The sequence below is a fragment of the Nocardia otitidiscaviarum genome (assembly GCF_007362295.1).
Taxonomy (GTDB): domain Bacteria; phylum Actinomycetota; class Actinomycetes; order Mycobacteriales; family Mycobacteriaceae; genus Nocardia; species Nocardia otitidiscaviarum.
This window is the reverse complement of the sequence record NZ_CP041695.1, coordinates 178,761-197,148: the sequence shown is the minus strand read 5'-3', so window position 1 is coordinate 197,148 and position 18,388 is coordinate 178,761. Positions and strand designations below refer to the sequence as shown.

The 18,388-nt window shown below is 68.9% G+C and carries 17 protein-coding genes; 6 read left to right on the top strand and 11 right to left on the bottom strand.

The window, feature by feature from the left end; genetic code table 11:
- Window positions 1-52: 52 nt before the first annotated feature.
- Window positions 53-898 carry a helix-turn-helix transcriptional regulator gene (locus tag FOH10_RS00815; RefSeq protein ID WP_143979239.1) on the top strand — a complete coding sequence of 282 codons (846 nt, stop codon included), beginning with the start codon at window positions 53-55 and terminating at the stop codon, window positions 896-898.
- Here the strand turns inward: FOH10_RS00815 and FOH10_RS00810 are convergent, their stop codons facing one another.
- Window positions 899-1,531 (bottom strand): LuxR C-terminal-related transcriptional regulator, encoded by a 633-nt coding sequence (locus FOH10_RS00810; protein ID WP_039817326.1) that lies wholly within the window; start codon window positions 1,529-1,531, stop codon window positions 899-901.
- Complete coding sequence (locus FOH10_RS00805; protein ID WP_143979238.1) at window positions 1,528-2,685, bottom strand: sensor histidine kinase; 1,158 nt, start codon at window positions 2,683-2,685, stop codon at window positions 1,528-1,530. The genes FOH10_RS00810 and FOH10_RS00805 overlap by 4 nt, the downstream gene beginning before the upstream one ends.
- Window positions 2,686-2,816: 131 nt before the next feature.
- Here FOH10_RS00805 and FOH10_RS00800 point away from each other — a divergent pair, with 131 nt between their 5' ends.
- Together FOH10_RS00800 and FOH10_RS00795 are read left to right on the top strand one after the other, a co-directional pair.
- Window positions 2,817-3,866 carry an ABC transporter permease gene (locus tag FOH10_RS00800; RefSeq protein WP_143979237.1) on the top strand — a complete coding sequence of 350 codons (1,050 nt, stop codon included), beginning with the start codon at window positions 2,817-2,819 and terminating at the stop codon, window positions 3,864-3,866.
- 26 nt (window positions 3,867-3,892) lie between these two features.
- The gene (locus FOH10_RS00795; protein ID WP_143979236.1) at window positions 3,893-4,621 is read left to right on the top strand and encodes an ABC transporter ATP-binding protein; all 729 of its coding nucleotides are present in this window, start codon (window positions 3,893-3,895) and stop codon (window positions 4,619-4,621) included.
- Window positions 4,622-4,681: 60 nt separating this feature from the next.
- Here FOH10_RS00795 and FOH10_RS00790 read toward each other — a convergent pair whose 3' ends face one another.
- Entirely contained in the window at window positions 4,682-5,548 is an 867-nt protein-coding gene (locus tag FOH10_RS00790; protein WP_143979235.1) for an endonuclease domain-containing protein, read from the bottom strand.
- Window positions 5,549-5,675: 127 nt separating this feature from the next.
- Complete coding sequence (locus tag FOH10_RS00785; RefSeq protein ID WP_143979234.1) at window positions 5,676-6,281, bottom strand: peptidylprolyl isomerase; 606 nt, start codon at window positions 6,279-6,281, stop codon at window positions 5,676-5,678.
- Window positions 6,282-6,473: 192 nt separating this feature from the next.
- Between FOH10_RS00785 and FOH10_RS00780 the strand changes: the two genes are divergently transcribed.
- Window positions 6,474-7,337 carry a hypothetical protein gene (locus tag FOH10_RS00780; protein WP_143979233.1) on the top strand — a complete coding sequence of 288 codons (864 nt, stop codon included), beginning with the start codon at window positions 6,474-6,476 and terminating at the stop codon, window positions 7,335-7,337.
- 3 nt (window positions 7,338-7,340) lie between these two features.
- On the opposite strand, the gene FOH10_RS00775 is transcribed toward FOH10_RS00780, so the two are convergent.
- Window positions 7,341-8,303: a helix-turn-helix transcriptional regulator gene (locus FOH10_RS00775; protein WP_143979232.1), complete on the bottom strand. Its 963-nt coding sequence runs from the start codon at window positions 8,301-8,303 to the stop codon at window positions 7,341-7,343.
- A 92-nt stretch (window positions 8,304-8,395) separates the two neighbouring features.
- Between FOH10_RS00775 and FOH10_RS00770 the strand changes: the two genes are divergently transcribed.
- Window positions 8,396-9,532: an epoxide hydrolase family protein gene (locus tag FOH10_RS00770; protein ID WP_143979231.1), complete on the top strand. Its 1,137-nt coding sequence runs from the start codon at window positions 8,396-8,398 to the stop codon at window positions 9,530-9,532.
- Between the two features lies 1 nt (window position 9,533).
- On the opposite strand, the gene FOH10_RS00765 is transcribed toward FOH10_RS00770, so the two are convergent.
- From FOH10_RS00765 to FOH10_RS00740, 6 genes are all read right to left on the bottom strand, one after another.
- Window positions 9,534-11,489, bottom strand: a complete 1,956-nt coding sequence (locus FOH10_RS00765; protein WP_143979230.1) for an acetoacetate--CoA ligase — start codon at window positions 11,487-11,489, stop codon at window positions 9,534-9,536.
- 6 nt (window positions 11,490-11,495) lie between these two features.
- Complete coding sequence (locus FOH10_RS00760; protein WP_143979229.1) at window positions 11,496-12,344, bottom strand: HpcH/HpaI aldolase/citrate lyase family protein; 849 nt, start codon at window positions 12,342-12,344, stop codon at window positions 11,496-11,498.
- A 70-nt stretch (window positions 12,345-12,414) separates the two neighbouring features.
- Complete coding sequence (locus FOH10_RS00755) at window positions 12,415-12,900, bottom strand: MaoC family dehydratase (protein ID WP_143979228.1); 486 nt, start codon at window positions 12,898-12,900, stop codon at window positions 12,415-12,417.
- A complete protein-coding gene (locus tag FOH10_RS00750; RefSeq protein ID WP_029933080.1) occupies window positions 12,897-14,057 on the bottom strand; it encodes an acyl-CoA dehydrogenase family protein in 1,161 nt (386 codons plus the stop codon). Before FOH10_RS00750 ends, FOH10_RS00755 begins: the two co-directional genes overlap by 4 nt.
- Entirely contained in the window at window positions 14,054-16,093 is a 2,040-nt protein-coding gene (locus tag FOH10_RS00745) for an acetyl/propionyl/methylcrotonyl-CoA carboxylase subunit alpha (RefSeq protein WP_143979227.1), read from the bottom strand. Before FOH10_RS00745 ends, FOH10_RS00750 begins: the two co-directional genes overlap by 4 nt.
- Before the next feature lie 5 nt (window positions 16,094-16,098).
- On the bottom strand, window positions 16,099-17,685 hold the full coding sequence (locus FOH10_RS00740) for a carboxyl transferase domain-containing protein (RefSeq protein ID WP_143979226.1): 1,587 nt from the start codon (window positions 17,683-17,685) through the stop codon (window positions 16,099-16,101).
- A 95-nt stretch (window positions 17,686-17,780) separates the two neighbouring features.
- On the opposite strand from FOH10_RS00740, the gene FOH10_RS00735 reads away from it, so the two are divergent.
- A complete protein-coding gene (locus FOH10_RS00735; RefSeq protein WP_143979225.1) occupies window positions 17,781-18,374 on the top strand; it encodes an SACE_7040 family transcriptional regulator in 594 nt (197 codons plus the stop codon).
- Window positions 18,375-18,388: the final 14 nt, after the last annotated feature.

The window sequence follows — 18,388 nt, the reverse complement described above, 5'->3', positions numbered from 1 at the left end:
CTGGGACCGGCGGTACCACCCCGGCTCGCGGGGATGCGGGCACGATGGACGCATGGACAGAGCGGAATTGGCGGCGGTGTTGCGTGGTGCGCGCGCCCGGATCCGCCCCGCCGACGTCGGACTGCCCGCGGGGCCGCGGCGTCAGGTGCCGGGACTGCGGCGCGAGGAGGTCGCGCAGCTGGCCGGGCTCAGTGTCGACTATGTGGTGCGGCTGGAACAGGGGCGCGGCCCGAAACCGTCACCGCAGGTGCTCGGCGCGCTGGCGCGGGCGCTGCGGCTCGGGGACGACGATCGCGACCTGCTGTTCCGGCTGGCCGGTGCCGCGCCGCCGCAGGCCGGACGGGTGCCCATGCTGGTCAAGCCCAGCGTGCTGCGGCTGCTGGAACGGCTCGGTGATCTGCCCGTCCTGGTGCTGTCGGCCAAATCCGATGTGCTGGCCTGGAATTCGATGGCGGCCGCGCTGCTCGGCGACTTCTCGACCTGGTCCGGGTCACAGCGGAATATCATCTGGCAGCGCTTTTTCGGCTCGGACACCGGGCGGGTGCGAGTGGTACCGGAGAGTGCGGCGGCGGCCTCGGCGGCGCAGTGCGTCGGTTGTCTGCGCAGCGCGCAGGCCCGCTATCCCGACGACCCCGACCTCGCCCGGTTGATCGCCGAGTTACGGTCCCGCAGTGCTCGTTTCGAGCAGCTGTGGCGGGAGCCGCATTCGGGGCAGATCCGGGCGTCCACCAAAACCATCCAGCATCCCGAACTCGGCCGCCTGACCCTCGACTGCGACGCCCTCGAGGTACCGGATTCGGATCAGACCGTGGTCGTGTACTCGGCCGCGCCGGGCACACCGGAGGCGACGGCCCTGGAACTGTTGCGGGTCACCGGAACTCAGCAGTTCACCCGGTGATCAGATCGCGCCGTGCTCACGCGCCCGCGCCACCGCCGAGGTGCGTGACTTCACCCCGAGCTTGGCGTAGATGTGCACCAGATGGGATTTGACGGTGGTCTCGCTGAGGAACAGCTGCCGCCCGATATCGCGGTTGGACAGCCCGTCGGCGACCAGGCGCAGCACTTCGATTTCTCTGGGGCTCAACGTGGTATCGGGTTTGCGGACCCGGGTCATGAGTTTCGAGGCGACCGACGGCGACAGCACGCTCTCGCCCGCGGCGGCCGACTGCACGGCGGCCAGCAGTTCGGACGGCGGCGTGTCCTTCAGGATGTAGCCGACCGCCCCCGCCTCGATCGCGCCGAGAATATCGGCGTCGGTGTCGTAGTTGGTCACCACCAGCACATTCGGCGGATTCGGTAGGGCGCGCACCGCCGCCGTGGCGTCGGCGCCCGACTTGCCCGGGCCGAACCGCAGATCCATCAGCACCAGATCCACCGGCGTGGTGGCGCAGAAGGCGACCGCCTCGTCCGCCGTCGCCACTTCGCCGACCACCTCGATGTCGTAATCGGCGCGCGCCGCACCGGAATCCAGCAGTGCGCGCAGACCCGCCCGCACGATGGCGTGGTCGTCGGCCAGCAGGATCCTGATCATTGCTGATCCTCCAGGGGGAAGGAGATGGTGACGGCGGTGTGCCCGGGCTCGGATTCCACGTCCATGGTGCCGCCCTGCTGCTCCACCCGGTTGCGCATGGCGGTGAGACCGAAGGTGCCCGACGGCGGGTGGGCCAGCACGCTCGCGGGTATCCCGACACCGTCGTCCACCACATCCAGGTGGACGGCGTCGTCGGCGTAGGTCAGGGTGATGCGCATGCGCTCGGCCTCGGCGTGCCGCACCACATTCGAGACCGCGCCCTGGGCGATGCGCACCAGGGCGGCCTCCATGGACATCGGCAGTCCGTGCGGAGTGCCCTCGACCAGCATCTCGGTCTCCAGACCCGGGGTGGCCGCGCGCTGGGCGATCCGCTCCAGCGCCTGGGTCAGCGACTGCCCCTCCAGCGCGGCGGGCGTGAGTTCGGCGATGAGCTGGCGGGTTTCGACGAGACTGTCGGCGGCGGTCTCGCGGGCCAGCCGAATCTGTTGCAGCGCCGGGTGATCGGGGGCGGCCCGTTCGGCGGCGTGCAGCAGCAGTTGAATACTGCTGAGGCCCTGGGCAACCGTGTCGTGGATCTCCTGGGCCAGGCGCTCACGCTCGGCGAGCTTTCCGGCGGTGCGTTCGCGCTCGGCGAGAGTCTCACGGGTGGTGAGCAATTCGTCGATGAGGCGCTGGCGTTCGGCGGCCTCGCGATACAGCGCGGAGTAACCCAGCCCGATGGCGACCGCCACCACCGCGCCCAGGACCGGCCCGACCACCGCACCCACCGACCAACCCCGGTGCATGGCGAAACCGAACACCGACAGCGCCGTTGTCGCCACCACCGCCGATAGGCCCCAGTAGCGCGGCAGCAGGTGCAGGTAGAGGAAGAACAGGCCGAAGACCAGGTACACCGCGTCCGGGGCGAGCATGACCAGGCCGAGCCAGAGCACCGTGAGCACCAGCAGCCAGACCCGCGCCGCCGTCGGTCGGCTCTTGAACAGCGCCCCCGCGAAATAGACGCCGAGGAACGCGCCCGCGATCACCACCACGGCGACGGGATGGGAGTTCGACACCAGATTGCGTGCCGCCACGAAGACCGTCAACGTCACCACCAGGGCGTGCAGGCCGAGCTGCAGGGCGGCGAAGACGGGGGTCAGGGGCGAACGGTGCACGTCAGACAGCTTATGCCCGGCTACCGGGGCGGCATCCTTCGAAAGTTGGAAACGCCGCCCCACCGTTCGCTGGTCGGCGTTTCGTTCCGCGGGGCGATGGCCCGGGCACGGATCGGCGACAGAGTGGAGGCATGTTCGTCGCGCTCCGAGATCTGCGCGCCGCTCGCGGCCGCTTCCTGCTCATCACCCTGGTGGTCACCATGGTGGCCCTGCTCGTGAGTTTTCTCAGCGGCCTCACCTCCGGTCTGGCGCACCAGAACATCTCCGCCGTACAGTCGCTGCGGACCGATACCGTGGTGTTCGCCGATACCGGCGGCGCGGCGTCGTTCGACACCTCGACGCTGACCGCCGAGCAGGTGGACGCGTGGCAGCGCACCGGCGGCACGGTGGACCCGATCGGCATCAGCCGCACGCGCGCCACCGCCGCGGATGGCCCGCCGACCCAGGTGGCGTTGTTCGGGGTCGGCGGCACCCCGTTCGGCAATCGAGTGGCAACCACCTCGGGTGAGGTGGTGCTCAGCAGTTCGGCGGCCAAGGAGCTGCGCGCGCACGCCGGGGACACGGTCGAACTGGGTTCGGGCGCGTTCACCGTTCGTGGGGTGACCGGTGACGACTGGTACGCGCACACGCCGGTGGTGTGGATGACGCTGTCGGACTGGCAGACGCTGAGTCCCGGATCCGGTGCGGCCACCATTCTCGCGGTGTCAGGGGTCTCCGACCTCGCGGCCGCCAACGCCGCCGCGCACACCATCACCACCTCCACCGCGGATTCGCTGTCGGCGATGAGTTCGTACGAGGCCGAGAACGGTTCGCTCACCCTCATGACGGTCATGCTCTTCGCCATCTCCGCACTGGTGATCGGCGCGTTCTTCACGGTGTGGACGATTCAGCGCACCGCCGATATCGCGACACTGAAAGCCCTGGGCGCGACCACCGGTTCGCTGGTGCGCGACGCGCTGGGGCAGGCGCTGGTGGTGTTGCTCATCGGCGTGGGGCTCGGGGTCGGCGGCACCGCGCTGGCGAGCCTGTTCCTCGGCGACGCACTGCCTTTCGTGCTCAGCGCGTCCACGACGCTGTTCCCCGCGGCGGCCCTGATCGTCCTCGGCCTGCTCGGCGCGGCCTTCGCCCTGCGCTTCCTCGTCACCACCGATCCGCTCACCGCACTCAACCAAGCCCGCTGACAATGGCTGCCGCACAGGAGTTCTCGATGTCCACCGCACTCACCGTCACCGACCTGACCCTCACCTACCCCGACGGGTCCGACCGCGTCACCGCCCTGGACCGGGTCGCGCTGTCCGTGCGCGGCGGCGAGATCGCGGCCATCACCGGCCCGTCCGGCTCGGGCAAATCCAGCCTGTTGGCCGTGGTGTCCACACTCATCCGCCCGGACTCCGGCCGCGTCGTACTCGACACCGGATCCGGCGCGATCGACCTCACCCGGCTGAACCGCCGCGCGGCCGCCGCCCTGCGACGCGAACAGATCGGCATCGTCTTCCAGCAGCCCAACCTCATTCCCGCGCTCACCGCCCTGGAACAGCTGGAAACCATGACCCATCTGGGCCAACGCCTGCTGGTCTCGCCCGCCCGCCGCCGCGCCACCCGCACCCGCGCCCGCGACCTCCTCGCCGCCGTCGGCCTCGCCGACCACGCCCACAAGCGCCCCGCCCAACTCTCCGGCGGTCAGCGCCAGCGCGTGAACATCGCCCGCGCCCTCATGAACGACCCGGCACTACTGGTAGTCGACGAACCCACCAGCGCCTTGGACCAGGAACGCGGCGCGGCCATCATCGACCTCATCGTCGAGGTGGCCCACACTCACCACCCCGCCACCCTCCTCGTCACCCACGACCCCACCCACCTACACCACATGACCACCGTCCACACCATGCTCGACGGCCACCTCACCCCCACCCGCCCCGCCCACCTGGCGGCCTGACACCGAGGGGGAACTGGTGGCGGACCCCTCTCGGCCGATGCCGCCACCAGTTCCCCCTGATCATGAAAACCCTTGGGTGCGGAGGGCGGCGTGGACGCGGTCGAGGATGGTGTGGGGGCGGCGGTGGAGGAGGGTGGCGTTGACTCGGACGATGCGCCAGCCCAGGGATTCCAGGATGGCTGTGCGGTCGATGTCCTTGGTGCGCTGGGCGGGGTCGGTCCAGTGTTGGACACCGTCGTATTCGACGCCGACGCGCCACTGTTTCCAGCCCATGTCCAGGCGGGCCACGAAGGTGCCGTAGTGGTCGCGGACCACGAGTTGGGTGGTCGGAGCCGGAAGGCCGTGGTCGATGAGCAGTAGCCGGGTGTGGGATTCGGGCGGCGACTCCGCTCCGCCGTCGACCAGCGGGATGAGGTCCGCCAGTCGGCGCACGCCCCGCGCTCCCGGATGGCACCGCGCCGTCGTGGCGATCTCACTCGGCTGCAATCCGGTCGCCGCGCAGAGGGCGTCGACGATCGGCAGCGCCTGCTCCCGCGGCAGGCGGCGGCCGATATCGAAGGCAGTGCGGGCGGGGGTGGTCACGCGGAAGCCGTCGACGTCACAACACTCGTGCGCCGCCAGCGTCATCCTGGTGACGTGTATCCCCGGCGGCGGCTTGGCATGCTCCGGCCGCGCCAGCTCGGCGGGTCGCGTCGGCTCCAACCATCGCGTCCCGTGCAGAGCGGCTGCCGAACACCCCACGACCACCGCACTGCCCTTGGCCCAATGTGCCGCCGCCCGAGCGATTCCCGCCGCGTCGAGCACCACCCCGCGCCGCAGGTACACATCGGGAAACACGCGCACGAAGTCGTGCCGCAACTCCCACCGCGTCACCACGCCCGCCGCCCGCGCCCAAGCCCCCGGAAACGGCCCCTCCAACACCCCCATACCCCAACACCATCCACCCCTCCCCCGCCCCGCGCCACTCCCCCTGTGGATAACTGCGCGAGGGGGAACTGGTGGCGGACCCCTCTCGGCCGATGCCGCCACCAGTTCCCCGTGATCGATCGACCAGTTAGAGCTGGCCGCAGTCGGCGATGTGGATGGGGGCGGTGGTGGCGCCGGAGTCGGTGCCGGCGCGGGCTATCGCGTCGAGGAGAGGGAGGCCCTCGGTGACCTGGCCGAAGACTACGTGGCGGCCGTCGAGCCAGGGGGTTTCGGCGAAGGTGATGAAGAACTGGGAGCCGTTGGTGCCGGGGCCGGAGTTGGCCATGGAGAGCACGCCGGGACCGGTGTGGGTACGGCTGAAGTTCTCATCGTCGAACTTGCCGCCGTAGATGCTCTCGCCGCCGGTGCCGTCTCCGGCGGTGAAATCGCCGCCCTGCGCCATGAATCCGGGAATCACCCGATGGAACGCGCTGCCCTTGTAGTGCAGCACCGCCCCGCTCGAACTGGTCCCCTTCTCCCCCGTGCACAGCGCCCGGAAATTCTCGGCGGTCCGCGGCACCACATCCGCGAACAGTTCCATGACAAGGCGTCCCACCGGCTGCTCACCGATGGTGATGTCGAAGAAGACATATGGATTGTGGCCGTGGGCAGCGGCGGTTCGAGTGCCGAACGCCACCGCTCCCACAGCGGCAGCGGCGGATACGAGAGCGGACCTACGTGACAGCGGAGTCATCGACCTTCTTCCTGTTCGGATCGGACGGCAGCATGCCATATGCCGCGCAGCACCGGGTCCGAACCGCACAGGGGTTCCGATTCTCGCACCGAATACGACGGAAAGGGCATTTCGAAAGCCGTCTGCCAATCCGATGAAAGCCGTTGCCTCACAACCCACTCCGTATCGTGTTCGACACGCTAGCCTGCGTCCATGCCCAGCGTCTTACACGAGGTGGTGATCGATCTGTTCCGCCAGCGCCCTCAACTGGCGGTCGAACTGCTCACTCTCGCTGGAGACCAGCAACTACCAAGGTTCGACAACGCCCGCCTGGAGCCGGGGGACTTCCCCGACATCTGCCCGACCGAGTACCGGGCCGACACCGTCGTCGTGCTCACCGAAGACTCGACCCCGGTCCTCGCCGTCGTGGTCGAGGTGCAACTGCGACCGGACGGCGACAAGACCTGGAGTTGGCCGGTCTACCTGACGACGCTTCGAGCACGGCTGCGGTGCGCAACAGTCCTGCTGGTGCTGTGCCCTGACGAACACACCGCCCACCGCTGCCGCACCCCGATCACCGTGGCCCCCGCCTTCGTGCTCACACCTACGGTTATCGGGCCGGCGAATGTTCCGGCGGTCACCGACGCCCGGTCCACGGTCGCGAACCCTGAACTGGCCGTCCTCTCGGCGATCGCCTATCGCAACCGTCCCGAGCGAGACGCGGTCCTGACCGCACTTGTCGAGGGCGCGCTCGATGTTCCCCATGGCAAAATGTATGTCGATCTGGTGATGGCCATCCTGCCGCGGACAGCCCGGAGCTTCCTGGAGACTCTCATGACTACCGGCACCTACCAATACAAGAGCGAGTTCGCCCGGCGCTACTTCTCCGAGGGAGAAGCAAGGGGCCAAGCAAAGGGAGAGGCCCGCGCATTGCTCACTGTCCTGCACGAACGTGGGATGGTGCTGCCGGAGTCGGCTGTCACACGGATCCACGAGTGTGATGACACCGAGTTGCTCAACACCTGGATCGCGCGTGCGGTAACCGCCGGCAGCCTCGATGAGGTGTTCGACGACTGAAGGTCACGACCGCAGGGCCCGGTCGATGCGGGAGCGGAGGGTGTGGAGTTCGGTGGCGAGTTCGGGGGGATCGTGGAGGTCGAAGTCGACGCCCAGGTCGAGGAGGCGGTGGGCGAGCCATTCCGGGGAGTCGTCGCGGTGGGCGTCTAGGCGGCAGGTGTGGTCGTCGAGGGGGAGGATGTCGCCGGGGAGGTCGCCGAGGCGGCCGGTGACGCGGTGGGCGGGGGCGTGGATGGTGGCGCGGACGTGGAATGTCGGTGTGCCCCAGTCGGTTCGCTCGCCCGCCACGTAGGCGGCGGGGCTGTCCGCCGGTAGCGGGCGGGGTGTGAAGCGGGCGGCAGTGGGGTGCGGGCGGGTGATGCGGTCGACGCGGAAGGAGCGCCAGGCGTCGCGGTCGAGGTCGAAGCAGACCAGGTACCAGCGGTGGCGGGTGGAGACGAGGCCGACGGGTTCGGTGTGACGGCGGGATTCGGCCCCGGCGGCCGAGTGGTAGGTGAAGCGGACGCGTTCCCGGTTGGTGATGGCGGCGGCCAGGGTGGTGAGGATGTCCGGGTCCACCGGCGTGCGGCCGGACACCGGTGTCGCGGTCGCGGTGGCCAGGACGCGGACGCGGCGGCGCAGTGCGGCCGGGAGCACCTGTTCGAGTTTGGTCAGGGCGCGGACGGACGCCTCCTCGATCCCCGCGACCGCCACACCCGCGGCAGCGCGCAGACCGACCGCGATGGCGACGGCTTCCTCGTCGTCCAGCAGCAGCGGCGGCAGGGCAGCGCCCGCGACCAGGCGGTATCCCCCGGCCGCGCCCAGCGTGGCCTCGACCGGGTAGCCGAGTTCGCGCAGGCGCTCGATATCGCGGCGCACCGTGCGATCGGTGACGCCCAGCCGTTCGGCCAGTTCGCTCCCCGGCCAGTCACGCGGGGTCTGTAGCAGCGAGAGCAACCGCAGCAGTCGCGCCGGTGTGTCCGTCATGTCTGCCATTGTGCCGTTCATCTAGGAACGAATCAGTCCTAGATGGCACATAGCGTGTCGCTCAGATCGCACGAACGACACAGGAGCCGGTAATGACCAACGAGATCCGCCCCTTCCGCATCGCCGTCCCGCAGGCCGATATCGACGACCTGAACGACCGCCTCGCCCGCACCCGCTGGTCCCCGTCGCTGCCGGGACAGGACTGGGACAAGGGCGTACCGGTCTCCTACCTGCAGGAGCTGGCCGAGTACTGGCGCACCGAATTCGACTGGCGCGCAGAGGAAGCCGCACTCAACGAGTTTCCGCAGTTCATCACCGAGATCGACGGCCTGGACGTGCATTTCCTGCACGTGCGCTCGCCCGAACCGGACGCGCTGCCGCTCATCCTGACCCACGGCTGGCCGAACAGCTTCGTGGAGTTCACCAAATCCATTGGCATGCTGACCGATCCGCAGCGGAACGGTGGCGATCCGGCGCACGCGTTCCATGTGGTGATCCCGTCGGTCCCCGGCTTCGCCTTCTCCGAGGCTCCCCGGGAACTCGGCATGTCACCCCGCAGGGTGGCCGAGATGTGGGTGGAGCTCATGGACCGACTCGGCTACGACCGCTACGGCGTCCAAGGCGGCGACCTGGGCGTGTACGTGGTGCAGGAGATGGCCATCGCCGCACCGGACCGCGTGGTCGGCGTGCACATCGACGGCGGAGTCGGCATGCCCACCGAGGCGGATGTGCCGGCCATGAATGCCGAGGAGCGCGCGGAGTGGGACATGATCCAGAAATGGATGACGGGTGTGGACCACCACGTCCTGTTGCACGCCGCCCCGCAGACATTCGCCGCCGCGTGGACGGACTCCCCGGTCGGCCTGCTGGCGTGGCTGGTGCACAAGTTCACCGAATTCGCCCCACTGGCCGACCATCTCGAGGACGCCGTCGAACGCGATCACCTGCTCACCAATATCAGCCTGTACTGGTTCACCAATACCGCCGCCACCTCCAGCTGGCCCATGTACAACGGCCTCGGTGACGACGGTTTCGCTTGGCCGAAGGGCCAGCGGCTGGTACCCATGGGCGTCTACGGCGGCGGCTCGGCCCTCATGCGCCGACTCGCCGAACGGGACAACCTCATCGCCCATTGGCCCGAGGGCAATACCGGCAACCACTTCGTCGCCATGGAACTGCCCGAGATGCACACCGCGGACATCCGCGCCTTCTTCGCGAAGATGCGCTGAGTCAGGACTTGGCGGGCCGCTGCGCGGCGTACCAGTCCAGCAGTTCCGGGACGTCGATGGCGTTGGGCGAGACCACGCGCGACACATCGGCTCCCTGGAGCAGTTTCTTCAGCGGCACTTCGAGTTTCTTGCCGGTGCGGGTGTGCGGGACGGCGGGGGCGACGATGATCTCGTCGGGTACGTGCCGTGGCGAAACCGCTTCGCGGACAGCGGTGTTGATGCGGCGCTTCAGATCGTCGTCGAGTTCGATGCCGTCGGTGAGGACGACGAACAGGGGCATCCAGTAGCCGCCGTCGGGTTGTTCGATGCCCAGGACGAGGGATTCGGTGATTTCGGGGAGGGCTTCGACGGCTTGGTAGATGTCGGCGGAGCCCATGCGGATGCCGTTGCGGTTGAGGGTGGAGTCGGAGCGGCCGTGGACGATGATGCTGTCGTGGTCGGTGATGGTGATCCAGTCGCCGTGGCGCCAGATGCCGGGGTAGGTGTCGAAGTAGGCGTGGTGGTAGCGGGTGTGGTCGGGGTCGTTCCAGAAGCGGACGGGCATCGAGGGCATGGGGGCGGTGATGACGAGTTCGCCGACCTCGCCGTGCACGGGGTGGCCGTGGTCGTCGTAGGCGGCGACGGCGGCGCCGAGGTAGGGCACCGAGAGTTCGCCGGGCCAGACGGGGACGGTGGGGACGGCGCCGAGGAAGGCGGAGACGACGTCGGTGCCGCCGCTGATGGAGGCGACGGGGAGGTCGCCGATGTGGTCGCGTAGCCACAGGGAGGAGGACGGGGGCAGGGCGGAGCCGGTGATGCCGATGCTGCGCAGGGCGGTCAGGTCGTGGTCGCGGGCGGGGTGGGTGTCGGCTTTGGCGCAGGCCAGGACGTAGCCGGGGCTGGTGCCCAGGACGGTGGTGGCGGTGGTGGCGGCGAGTGTCCAGAGGGTGTCGGTGGTGGGGTGGGTGGGGCTGCCGTCGTAGCAGACGATGGTGGCGCCGACGAGGAGTCCGGCGATTTGGAAGTTCCACATCATCCAGGAGGGGCTGGTGTACCAGAAGAAGGTGTCGGTGGGGCCGAGGTCGGTGTGCAGGGCGATGGCTTTGAGGTGTTCGAGCAGGACGCCGCCGTGGCCGTGGACGATGCCTTTGGGTTTGCCGGTGGTGCCCGAGGAGTAGAGCACCCACAGGGGGTGATCGAAAGCCACCGACTCCGTGGCGAATTCACGCCCCTTGGCGTCGGCGTCGGCCTGTCCCAGCCCGATGGAGTCCCACGGCAGTGCCCCGGGCACCGAGCGGCCCAGGCGCGATACCAGCACCGTCGACCGCAGTGAGGGCAGCCCGCCGCGCAGCCCCTCGATCTCCTCGCACTTGTCGTGTTCCTTGCCGCCGTAGCGGTAGCCGTCGGCGGTCACCAGCACGACCGGCTCCAGCTGCCCCAGCCGATCCAGCGCGGCGCGAGCCGAATAGTCCTGCCCGCAGGCGCTCCACACCGCACCCAGACTGGCGGTGGCCAGGAAGGCGATGACCGCCTCGGGGATGTTCGGCAGGTAGCCGACGACTCGATCGCCCGGCCCGACACCCAGTTCGCGCAGGGTGTGCGCGAAGGCGATGGTGCGGGAAACCAGTTCCGCCCAAGAGATCTCGACGATCTCGGCATCCTCGCTCACCGCGAGGATGGCGGGCCGGTCGGTGCGCGCCTGCCGCAGCACCTGATCGACGTAATTGAGCCGGACGTCCGGAAACCATTGCGCCCCGGGCATATCCGTCGAGGCCAGCACCTCGCCCGGCGCATCACCGAGGTCGAAGTACTCCCACAGCGACTTCCAGAATCCGGGCAGGTCGTCGACCGACCACTGCCACAGCGCCCGGTAGTCCGGTACGGACACCCCCGTGCGACGTTCGACGAACCGTGCGAAATCGGTGACTCTGGCCGACGCGATATCCGCTTCGCTCGGCACCCACTGCGGTTCCACCACTACCTCCTACGACGCCACGTTCGCGCTGTCGGCACCCTGTGCCCGGCGCACGATGCGCTCGGCGTGCCGGAGCACGGGTGCGTCCACCATCCTGCCCTCGAAGGTGAAGACTCCGCGGTGATTCGGCACCTCCGCGAGCAACCTTCGCGCCCAGTCGATCTCCGCGCCGGTGGGCGCGTAGGCGCGGCGGATCACCGGTACCTGACTCGGGTGAATGGCGACCTTGGCGTCGAAACCGACGGCCACCGCGTCGAGCGCTTCCGCCGCGAGGCCGTCGAGATCCGGAATATCGAGATACACCGAGTCGAGCGCGAATTTGCCGTACGCCTTGGCCGCCAGCAGCGACTGCGAGCGCACATGCCGGGCCACGTCGCGGTAGCTGCCGTCGGCGTGCCGGCTGGAATTGCCGCCCAGGCCCGCGACCAGATCCTCCGCGCCCCACATGACGCCGATGGCGTTGCGCGCCATGACCGCCCGGCCCACCGCCAACGCCCCCAGCGGCGATTCCACCAGCGCGATCACCTCGTAGTCGGCGAGCGTGGTGATCTGTTCCGCCGATTCGCATTTGGGCAGCATGAGACGTCGGTAGTCCGTGCGGGCCACGGCGTCGAGATCGAGCATGTGCTCGACCGTGCCCGCGGCGTTGACCCGGACGACGGTGCGGTCCGGGTCGAGCGGTGTCGCGATGAGCGCCTCCCGGGCCGCGGCCTTGTCGGCCTCGGCGACCCCGTCCTCCAGGTCGATGATCACCACATCGGCCGCGGCGGCGGCTTTGGCGTACCGCTCGGGTCGATCGGCGGGGCAGAACAGCCACGCCGGTCCCGCCATCTCCCAGCCGGTCCCCGGATTGCTCATGCTGTATCCCTTCGGGCCTGAACGGAGCGCCGCGTGGTGACGCTCCGCTGCCTGCGCCGCGCCTGACCGCTCACGCCGGTGCCTGCTTCCGTACCAGTGTCTTCCGGACCGCGGTGGCGACGATATCGCCGTGCTGATTCCGCCCGGTATGCGCGAAGGTCACGATCCCCTCCCCGGGGCGGCTCTTGGATTCCCGTTTGTCGGTGACCACGGTTTCGGCGTACAGGGTGTCGCCGTGGAAAAGCGGTTTCGGAAAGGCGATATCGGAGAAGCCGAGGTTGGCCACAATCGTGCCCTGCGTCAACTGCGCTACAGACAAACCAACCAGTGTGGACAAGGTGAACATGGAATTCACCAGACGCTGATGGAAGGGCGGCAGCGCATCGGCGAACGCCGCGTCCAGATGCAGCGCCTGCGTATTCATGGTCAGCGTCGTGAACAGCACATTGTCGGCCTCGGTAATGGTGCGGCCCGGCCGGTGCTCGTACACCACACCGGTCTCGAACTCGTCGAACCACAGGCCGCGCTGCACGACGCGGCGGACATCGTCGTTCACAATCCCAACTCTCGACCGATCAGCATCAACTGCACCTCCGTGGTGCCCTCACCGATTTCCAGGATCTTGCTGTCGCGATAGTGCCGCGCCACAGCATATTCGTTCATGAACCCGTAGCCGCCGAAAATCTGGGTGGCGTCGCGGGCATTGTCCATGGCGGCCTCGCTGGCGACGAGTTTCGCGATCGAAGCCTGTTTCTTGAACGGTTTTCCGGCGAGCATGAGCGCGGCGGCGTCGTAGTAGGCGGTGCGGGCGGCGTGCGCGCGGGCCTCCATGCGCGCGATCTTGAAGGCAATGGCCTGATTCCGGCCGATCTGCTGGCCGAACGCCTCGCGCTCCTTGGCGTAGCGCACGCTCTCGTCCACACAGCCCTGTGCCGCACCGACCGACAGCGCCGCGATGGCGATCCGGCCCTCGTCCAGAATGCGCAGGAAGTTGGCGTAACCGCGGCCCTCCTCGCCGAGCAGGTTCTCGGCGGGCACCCGCACATCGGTGAAGCTGAGCGGATGGGTGTCGGAGGCGTTCCAGCCGACCTTGTTGTACGCGGGTTCGGCCACGAAGCCCGGCGTGTCGGTGGGCACCAGAATGGTGGAGATCCGCTTCTTGCCCTCCACCTGGCCGGTCACCGCGGTCACCGTGACCAGCCGGGTGATATCGGTGCCGGAGTTGGTGATGAACTGCTTGGAGCCGTTGATCACCCAGGTGTCGCCGTCGAGTACGGCGGTGGTGCGGGTGCCGCCCGCGTCGCTGCCCGCACCCGGTTCGGTGAGCCCGAAGGCGGCCAGGGCGCGACCGCTGGTGAGCTGCGGCAGCCACTCCTGCTTCTGCTTGTCGTTGCCGAAGCGGTAGACGGGCATGGCACCCAGTGAGACTCCGGCCTCCAGGGTGATGGCCACGCTCTGGTCGACCTTGCCGAGTTCCTCGAGGGCCAGGCACAGCGCGAAGTAGTCGCCGCCCATGCCGCCGTACTCCTCGGGGAACGGCAGGCCGAACAGGCCCATCTCGGCCATTCCGGCCACCACCTCGTACGGGAAGCTGTGCTCGGCGTCGTGTTTCGCCGCGACCGGCGCGACCACCCGGTTGGCGAAATCCCGCACGGTGAGCGCGAGTTCGCGGTACTCGTCCGGAAGCGATCCGGTGGCGAGGAAGTCGGTCATGCGCTGTGTCCTTCCGAAACTGACTCGCCCGCGGGCACCACACGCGCGAGCGGCTGATCTACCTTCACCTGATCGCCCGCCTCGACCAGCAGTTCGACCCGGCCGTCGATGGGGGCGGTGAGCGAATGCTCCATCTTCATGGCCTCGACCACCACGACGGTGGTTCCGGCGGTCACCTCCGCACCGGCGGTGACGGGCACGGCGATGACCGAACCCGGCATGGGGCTGAGGATTTCGGCGTCGCCGACGTGTTCGACCGCGCCGCGCACGTCGGCCTCGGCCACCTCACGCAACTGCGCGACGCCGGTGCGGTCGGCGAGCCAGAGGTGGCCGTGCCGTTCGGCGACCCGGTGGCGGGTGCGCACCCCGTCCAGGACGAGGGTGAGCCACTGTCCGCCGTCCCTCGCGGGTCCGTCGAGTTCGGCTGTGAGCGTGTACTTCTCGCCGTTCTCCAGCCGAACTTCGGCCCGTTCGGGCGTACCCGTGAAGGATACGTGCGCGGTCCGATCGCCACCGCTGAGCCGCAGCACGGTCGGGGCGGTGCCGCCGATGCGCCAGCCGGAGGGGATCTCCCACGGGTCACGGGCCGCGCTCGGCCAGCCGCGCAGCCACAGATAGCTGGCGGCGGCGATGAACTGGTGGTCCACCACGGGTGCGGGCACGAAGTCACCGGCCCGGCGGTCCAGCAGCGCGGTATCCAGCTCGCCCGCGACCACATCGGGGTCGGCGAGCAGGAAGCGCAGGAAGTCGATATTCGTGCGCACCCCCAGTACCTGCGTATCCGCCAGGGCCGCATCGAGTCTCGCCAGCGCGGCGCGGCGATCGCCGCCGTGCGCGATGACCTTCGAGAGCATGGGGTCGTAGTCGCTGCCGACCACCGTGCCGACCCGCAGACCCGAATCCACGCGCACGCCTTGGCCCTCCGGTTCGGCGAGCGCCAGCACGGTACCGCCGGTGGGCAGGAAGTCGCGGCCGGGATCCTCGGCGTAGACGCGGGCCTCGATGGCGTGCCCGGTCATCTTGATGTCGTCCTGGTTCACGAACAGCTTCTGCCCGGCCGCGATGCGCACCTGGCACTCCACCAGATCCACGCCGGTGACCATTTCGGTGACCGGGTGCTCGACCTGGAGCCGGGTGTTCATCTCCATGAAGAAGAACTCGTCGGGCTTGTCGGCGGAAACGATGAACTCCACGGTGCCCGCGCCGACATAGTCCACGCTGCGCGCGGTGGCACAGGCCGCCGCGCCGATGCGGGCGCGGGTGGCGGCGTCCAGCAGCGGTGAGGGCGCTTCCTCGATCACCTTCTGATGCCGCCGCTGCAGGCTGCACTCGCGTTCACCCAGATGCAGGATGTGACCGTACTGGTCGGCGAGGATCTGCACCTCGATATGGCGCGGGCGGGTGACGAAGCGCTCCAGGAACAGGGTGTCGTCGCCGAAGGCGGCACCGGCCTCGCGGCGCGCGGAGACCAGGGCGGCGGGCAGCTGCTCCGGCTCCGTCACCAGGCGCATACCCTTGCCGCCGCCGCCCGCCGAGGGCTTCACCAGCACCGGATAGCCGATATCGGTTGCCGCCTCGATCAATTCGGCATCGGTGAGGCCGGGCCGCGCGATGCCGGGAACCACCGGCACCCCGAAGGCGGAGACCGCGGTCTTGGCCGCGATCTTGTCGCCCATGATCTCGATGGCGCGGGCGGGCGGTCCGAGGAACTCGATACCGGCCGCCTCCAGCGCCGCCGCGAAGGCCGAATTCTCGGACAGGAAGCCGTATCCCGGATGGACCGCCTGCGCGCCGGAGCGCACGGCCGCGTCCACCACCCGGTCGATATCCAGATACGACTCGCGGGCGGGGGCCGGGCCGAGGCGCACCGCCGTATCCGCCTCGCGCACGTGGCGGGCGTCGGCGTCGGCGTCGCTGTACACCGCGACCGAGCGAATTCCCATGGCCCGCAGCGTGCGCATGACGCGGACCGCGATCTCGCCGCGGTTGGCCACCAGCACGGTGTCGAAGGCGACGGGGTGGGCTTTGTTCATCATGGTGGTCACATCCGGAAGACGCCGTAGGAAACGGGTTCGATCGGGGCCTGCCCGCACACCGAAAGGGCGAGGCCGAGCACGGTTCTGGTATCGGCGGGAGCGATGACGCCGTCGTCCCAGAGCCGCGCGGACGAATAGTAGGGATGGCCCTGATGTTCGTACTGCGCCCGGATCGGGGCCTTGAACGCCTCCTGATCCTCCTCCGACCAGGGCTGACCATTGCCGTCGAGTTGATCGCCGCGCACCGTCGCCAGCACCGAGGCGGCCTGCTCACCGCCCATGACGGAGATGCGCGCATTCGGCCACATCCACAGGAAGCGCGGCGAGTACGCCCGCCCGCACATGGAGTAGTTGCCCGCGCCGTACGAACCACCGATCACCACGGTCAGTTTGGGCACCCGGGCGCAGGCCACGGCGGTCACCATCTTCGCGCCGTGCTTGGCGATGCCGCCCGCCTCGTAGTCGCGGCCCACCATGAATCCGGTGATGTTCTGCAGGAACACCAGCGGAATGGTGCGCTTGTCGCACAGCTCGATGAAATGCGCCCCCTTGAGCGCGGATTCGGCGAACAGCACGCCGTTGTTGGCCACGATGCCCACCGGGTGGCCGTGGATGCGGGCGAAACCGGTGACCAGGGTCTTGCCGTATTCGGCCTTGAATTCGGAGAATTCGCCGCCGTCGACGATGCGGGTGATGACCTCCCGGACGTCGTACGGGGTGCGCAGATCCGTCGGAACGACGTCGTACAGCTCATCCTGCGGTGCGATGGGATCCACCGGGGGCGCGACCTCCCACGGGGTGGCGTGCTTGGGGCCGAGGGTCGCCACGATCTCGCGGACGATGCGCAGCGCGTCCTGATCGGATTCCGCGAGATGGTCGGTGACGCCGGAGATCTTGGAGTGCAGTTCGCCGCCGCCGAGTTCCTCCGCGGTCACCACCTCACCGGTGGCCGCCTTCACCAGCGGCGGACCGCCCAGGAAGATGGTGCCCTGCTCGCGGACGATGACGGTCTCATCGCTCATGGCGGGCACGTACGCGCCACCCGCGGTGCAGGAACCCATGACCGCGGAGATCTGGGCGATGCCCTTGGCGCTCATGGTGGCCTGGTTGAAGAAGATGCGGCCGAAGTGCTCGCGGTCCGGGAAGACCTCGTCCTGTTTGGGGAGGAACGCGCCGCCGGAGTCGACCAGGTAGACGCAGGGCAGATGGTTCTGCGCGGCGACCTCCTGGGCGCGCAGGTGCTTCTTCACCGAGAGCGGGTAGTAGGTGCCGCCCTTCACGGTCGCGTCATTGGCGACCACCACGCATTCCCGGCCGGATACCCGGCCGATGCCCGCGATCACGCCCGCGCCCGGGCATTCGTCGTCGTACATGCCGGTGGCGGCGAGCGGGGCGAGCTCCAGGAACGGCGAGCCCGGATCCAGCAGCTGATCCACCCGCTGCCGGGGCAGCAGTTTGCCGCGGGCCAGGTGCCGCTCCCGCGCCTTCTCCGATCCGCCCAGCGCATTGGCCGCCAGCCGCGCCCGCAGGTCCTCGACCAGCGCCAAGTGCGCGGACCGGTTGTCCGTGCGGACTCGTTCGGTCACCGTCATCACGTCATCCTGTTCGATCAGTTAATCGCCGATAACTGAGAAATAAGATAATCTTCACTAACTGAGTTGTCCAGATCCGATGAAGGGAGTGCGCGGTGAGCAGCACCGAACCCGTGACGCTCACCCGTCGCGAGCAGCTCAAAGCCCAGCGGCGGCAGCAGTTGCTGGAGGCCGGGGCCCGGCTGATCGCCGATCGCGGATTCCTGGGCATGCGGCTCGACGACCTCGGCGCGGCGGCGGGCATCAGCGGCCCCGCGGTGTACCGCCACTTCCCCAACAAGGAGGCGCTGCTGGTCGAGCTACTGGTCGGCATCAGCCAGCGCCTGCTCGACGGCGGCCGCGCGGTCGTCGCCGATGCCCCCACCCCCCGCGCGGCGCTCACGGCCCTGGTCGACTTCCACCTCGACTTCGCCTTCGGCGATCCGGAGCTCATCCGCATCCAGGACCGCGACCTCGAGAACCTGCCCGAAGCGGCGCGCCGCCAGGTGCGCCGCACCCAGCGCCAGTACGTCGAGGTCTGGGTGTCCGTCCTGCGCGAGCTGCACCCCGACCTCCCCGAACCCGCCGCCCGCGTGCAGGCACACGCCACCTTCGGCCTGATCAACTCCACCCCGCACAGCGCCCCCGCCACCATGGCCTCCCGCGCCCGCCCCATCCTGCGCCGCATGGCTCTGGCCGCGCTGGAATAGGCCGCGCCCGAACC

Coding starts and splice junctions, on each gene's coding strand:
- FOH10_RS00775 (WP_143979232.1), bottom strand. CDS start 8,303: ATGACGGACACACCGGCGCGACTGCTGCGGTTGCTCTCGCTGCTACAG.
- FOH10_RS00745 (WP_143979227.1), bottom strand. CDS start 16,093: ATGATGAACAAAGCCCACCCCGTCGCCTTCGACACCGTGCTGGTGGCC.
- FOH10_RS00800 (WP_143979237.1), top strand. CDS start 2,817: ATGTTCGTCGCGCTCCGAGATCTGCGCGCCGCTCGCGGCCGCTTCCTG.
- FOH10_RS00790 (WP_143979235.1), bottom strand. CDS start 5,548: ATGGGGGTGTTGGAGGGGCCGTTTCCGGGGGCTTGGGCGCGGGCGGCG.
- FOH10_RS00770 (WP_143979231.1), top strand. CDS start 8,396: ATGACCAACGAGATCCGCCCCTTCCGCATCGCCGTCCCGCAGGCCGAT.
- FOH10_RS00750 (WP_029933080.1), bottom strand. CDS start 14,057: ATGACCGACTTCCTCGCCACCGGATCGCTTCCGGACGAGTACCGCGAA.
- FOH10_RS00810 (WP_039817326.1), bottom strand. CDS start 1,531: ATGATCAGGATCCTGCTGGCCGACGACCACGCCATCGTGCGGGCGGGT.
- FOH10_RS00815 (WP_143979239.1), top strand. CDS start 53: ATGGACAGAGCGGAATTGGCGGCGGTGTTGCGTGGTGCGCGCGCCCGG.
- FOH10_RS00740 (WP_143979226.1), bottom strand. CDS start 17,685: ATGACGGTGACCGAACGAGTCCGCACGGACAACCGGTCCGCGCACTTG.
- FOH10_RS00780 (WP_143979233.1), top strand. CDS start 6,474: ATGCCCAGCGTCTTACACGAGGTGGTGATCGATCTGTTCCGCCAGCGC.
- FOH10_RS00795 (WP_143979236.1), top strand. CDS start 3,893: ATGTCCACCGCACTCACCGTCACCGACCTGACCCTCACCTACCCCGAC.
- FOH10_RS00785 (WP_143979234.1), bottom strand. CDS start 6,281: ATGACTCCGCTGTCACGTAGGTCCGCTCTCGTATCCGCCGCTGCCGCT.
- FOH10_RS00760 (WP_143979229.1), bottom strand. CDS start 12,344: ATGAGCAATCCGGGGACCGGCTGGGAGATGGCGGGACCGGCGTGGCTG.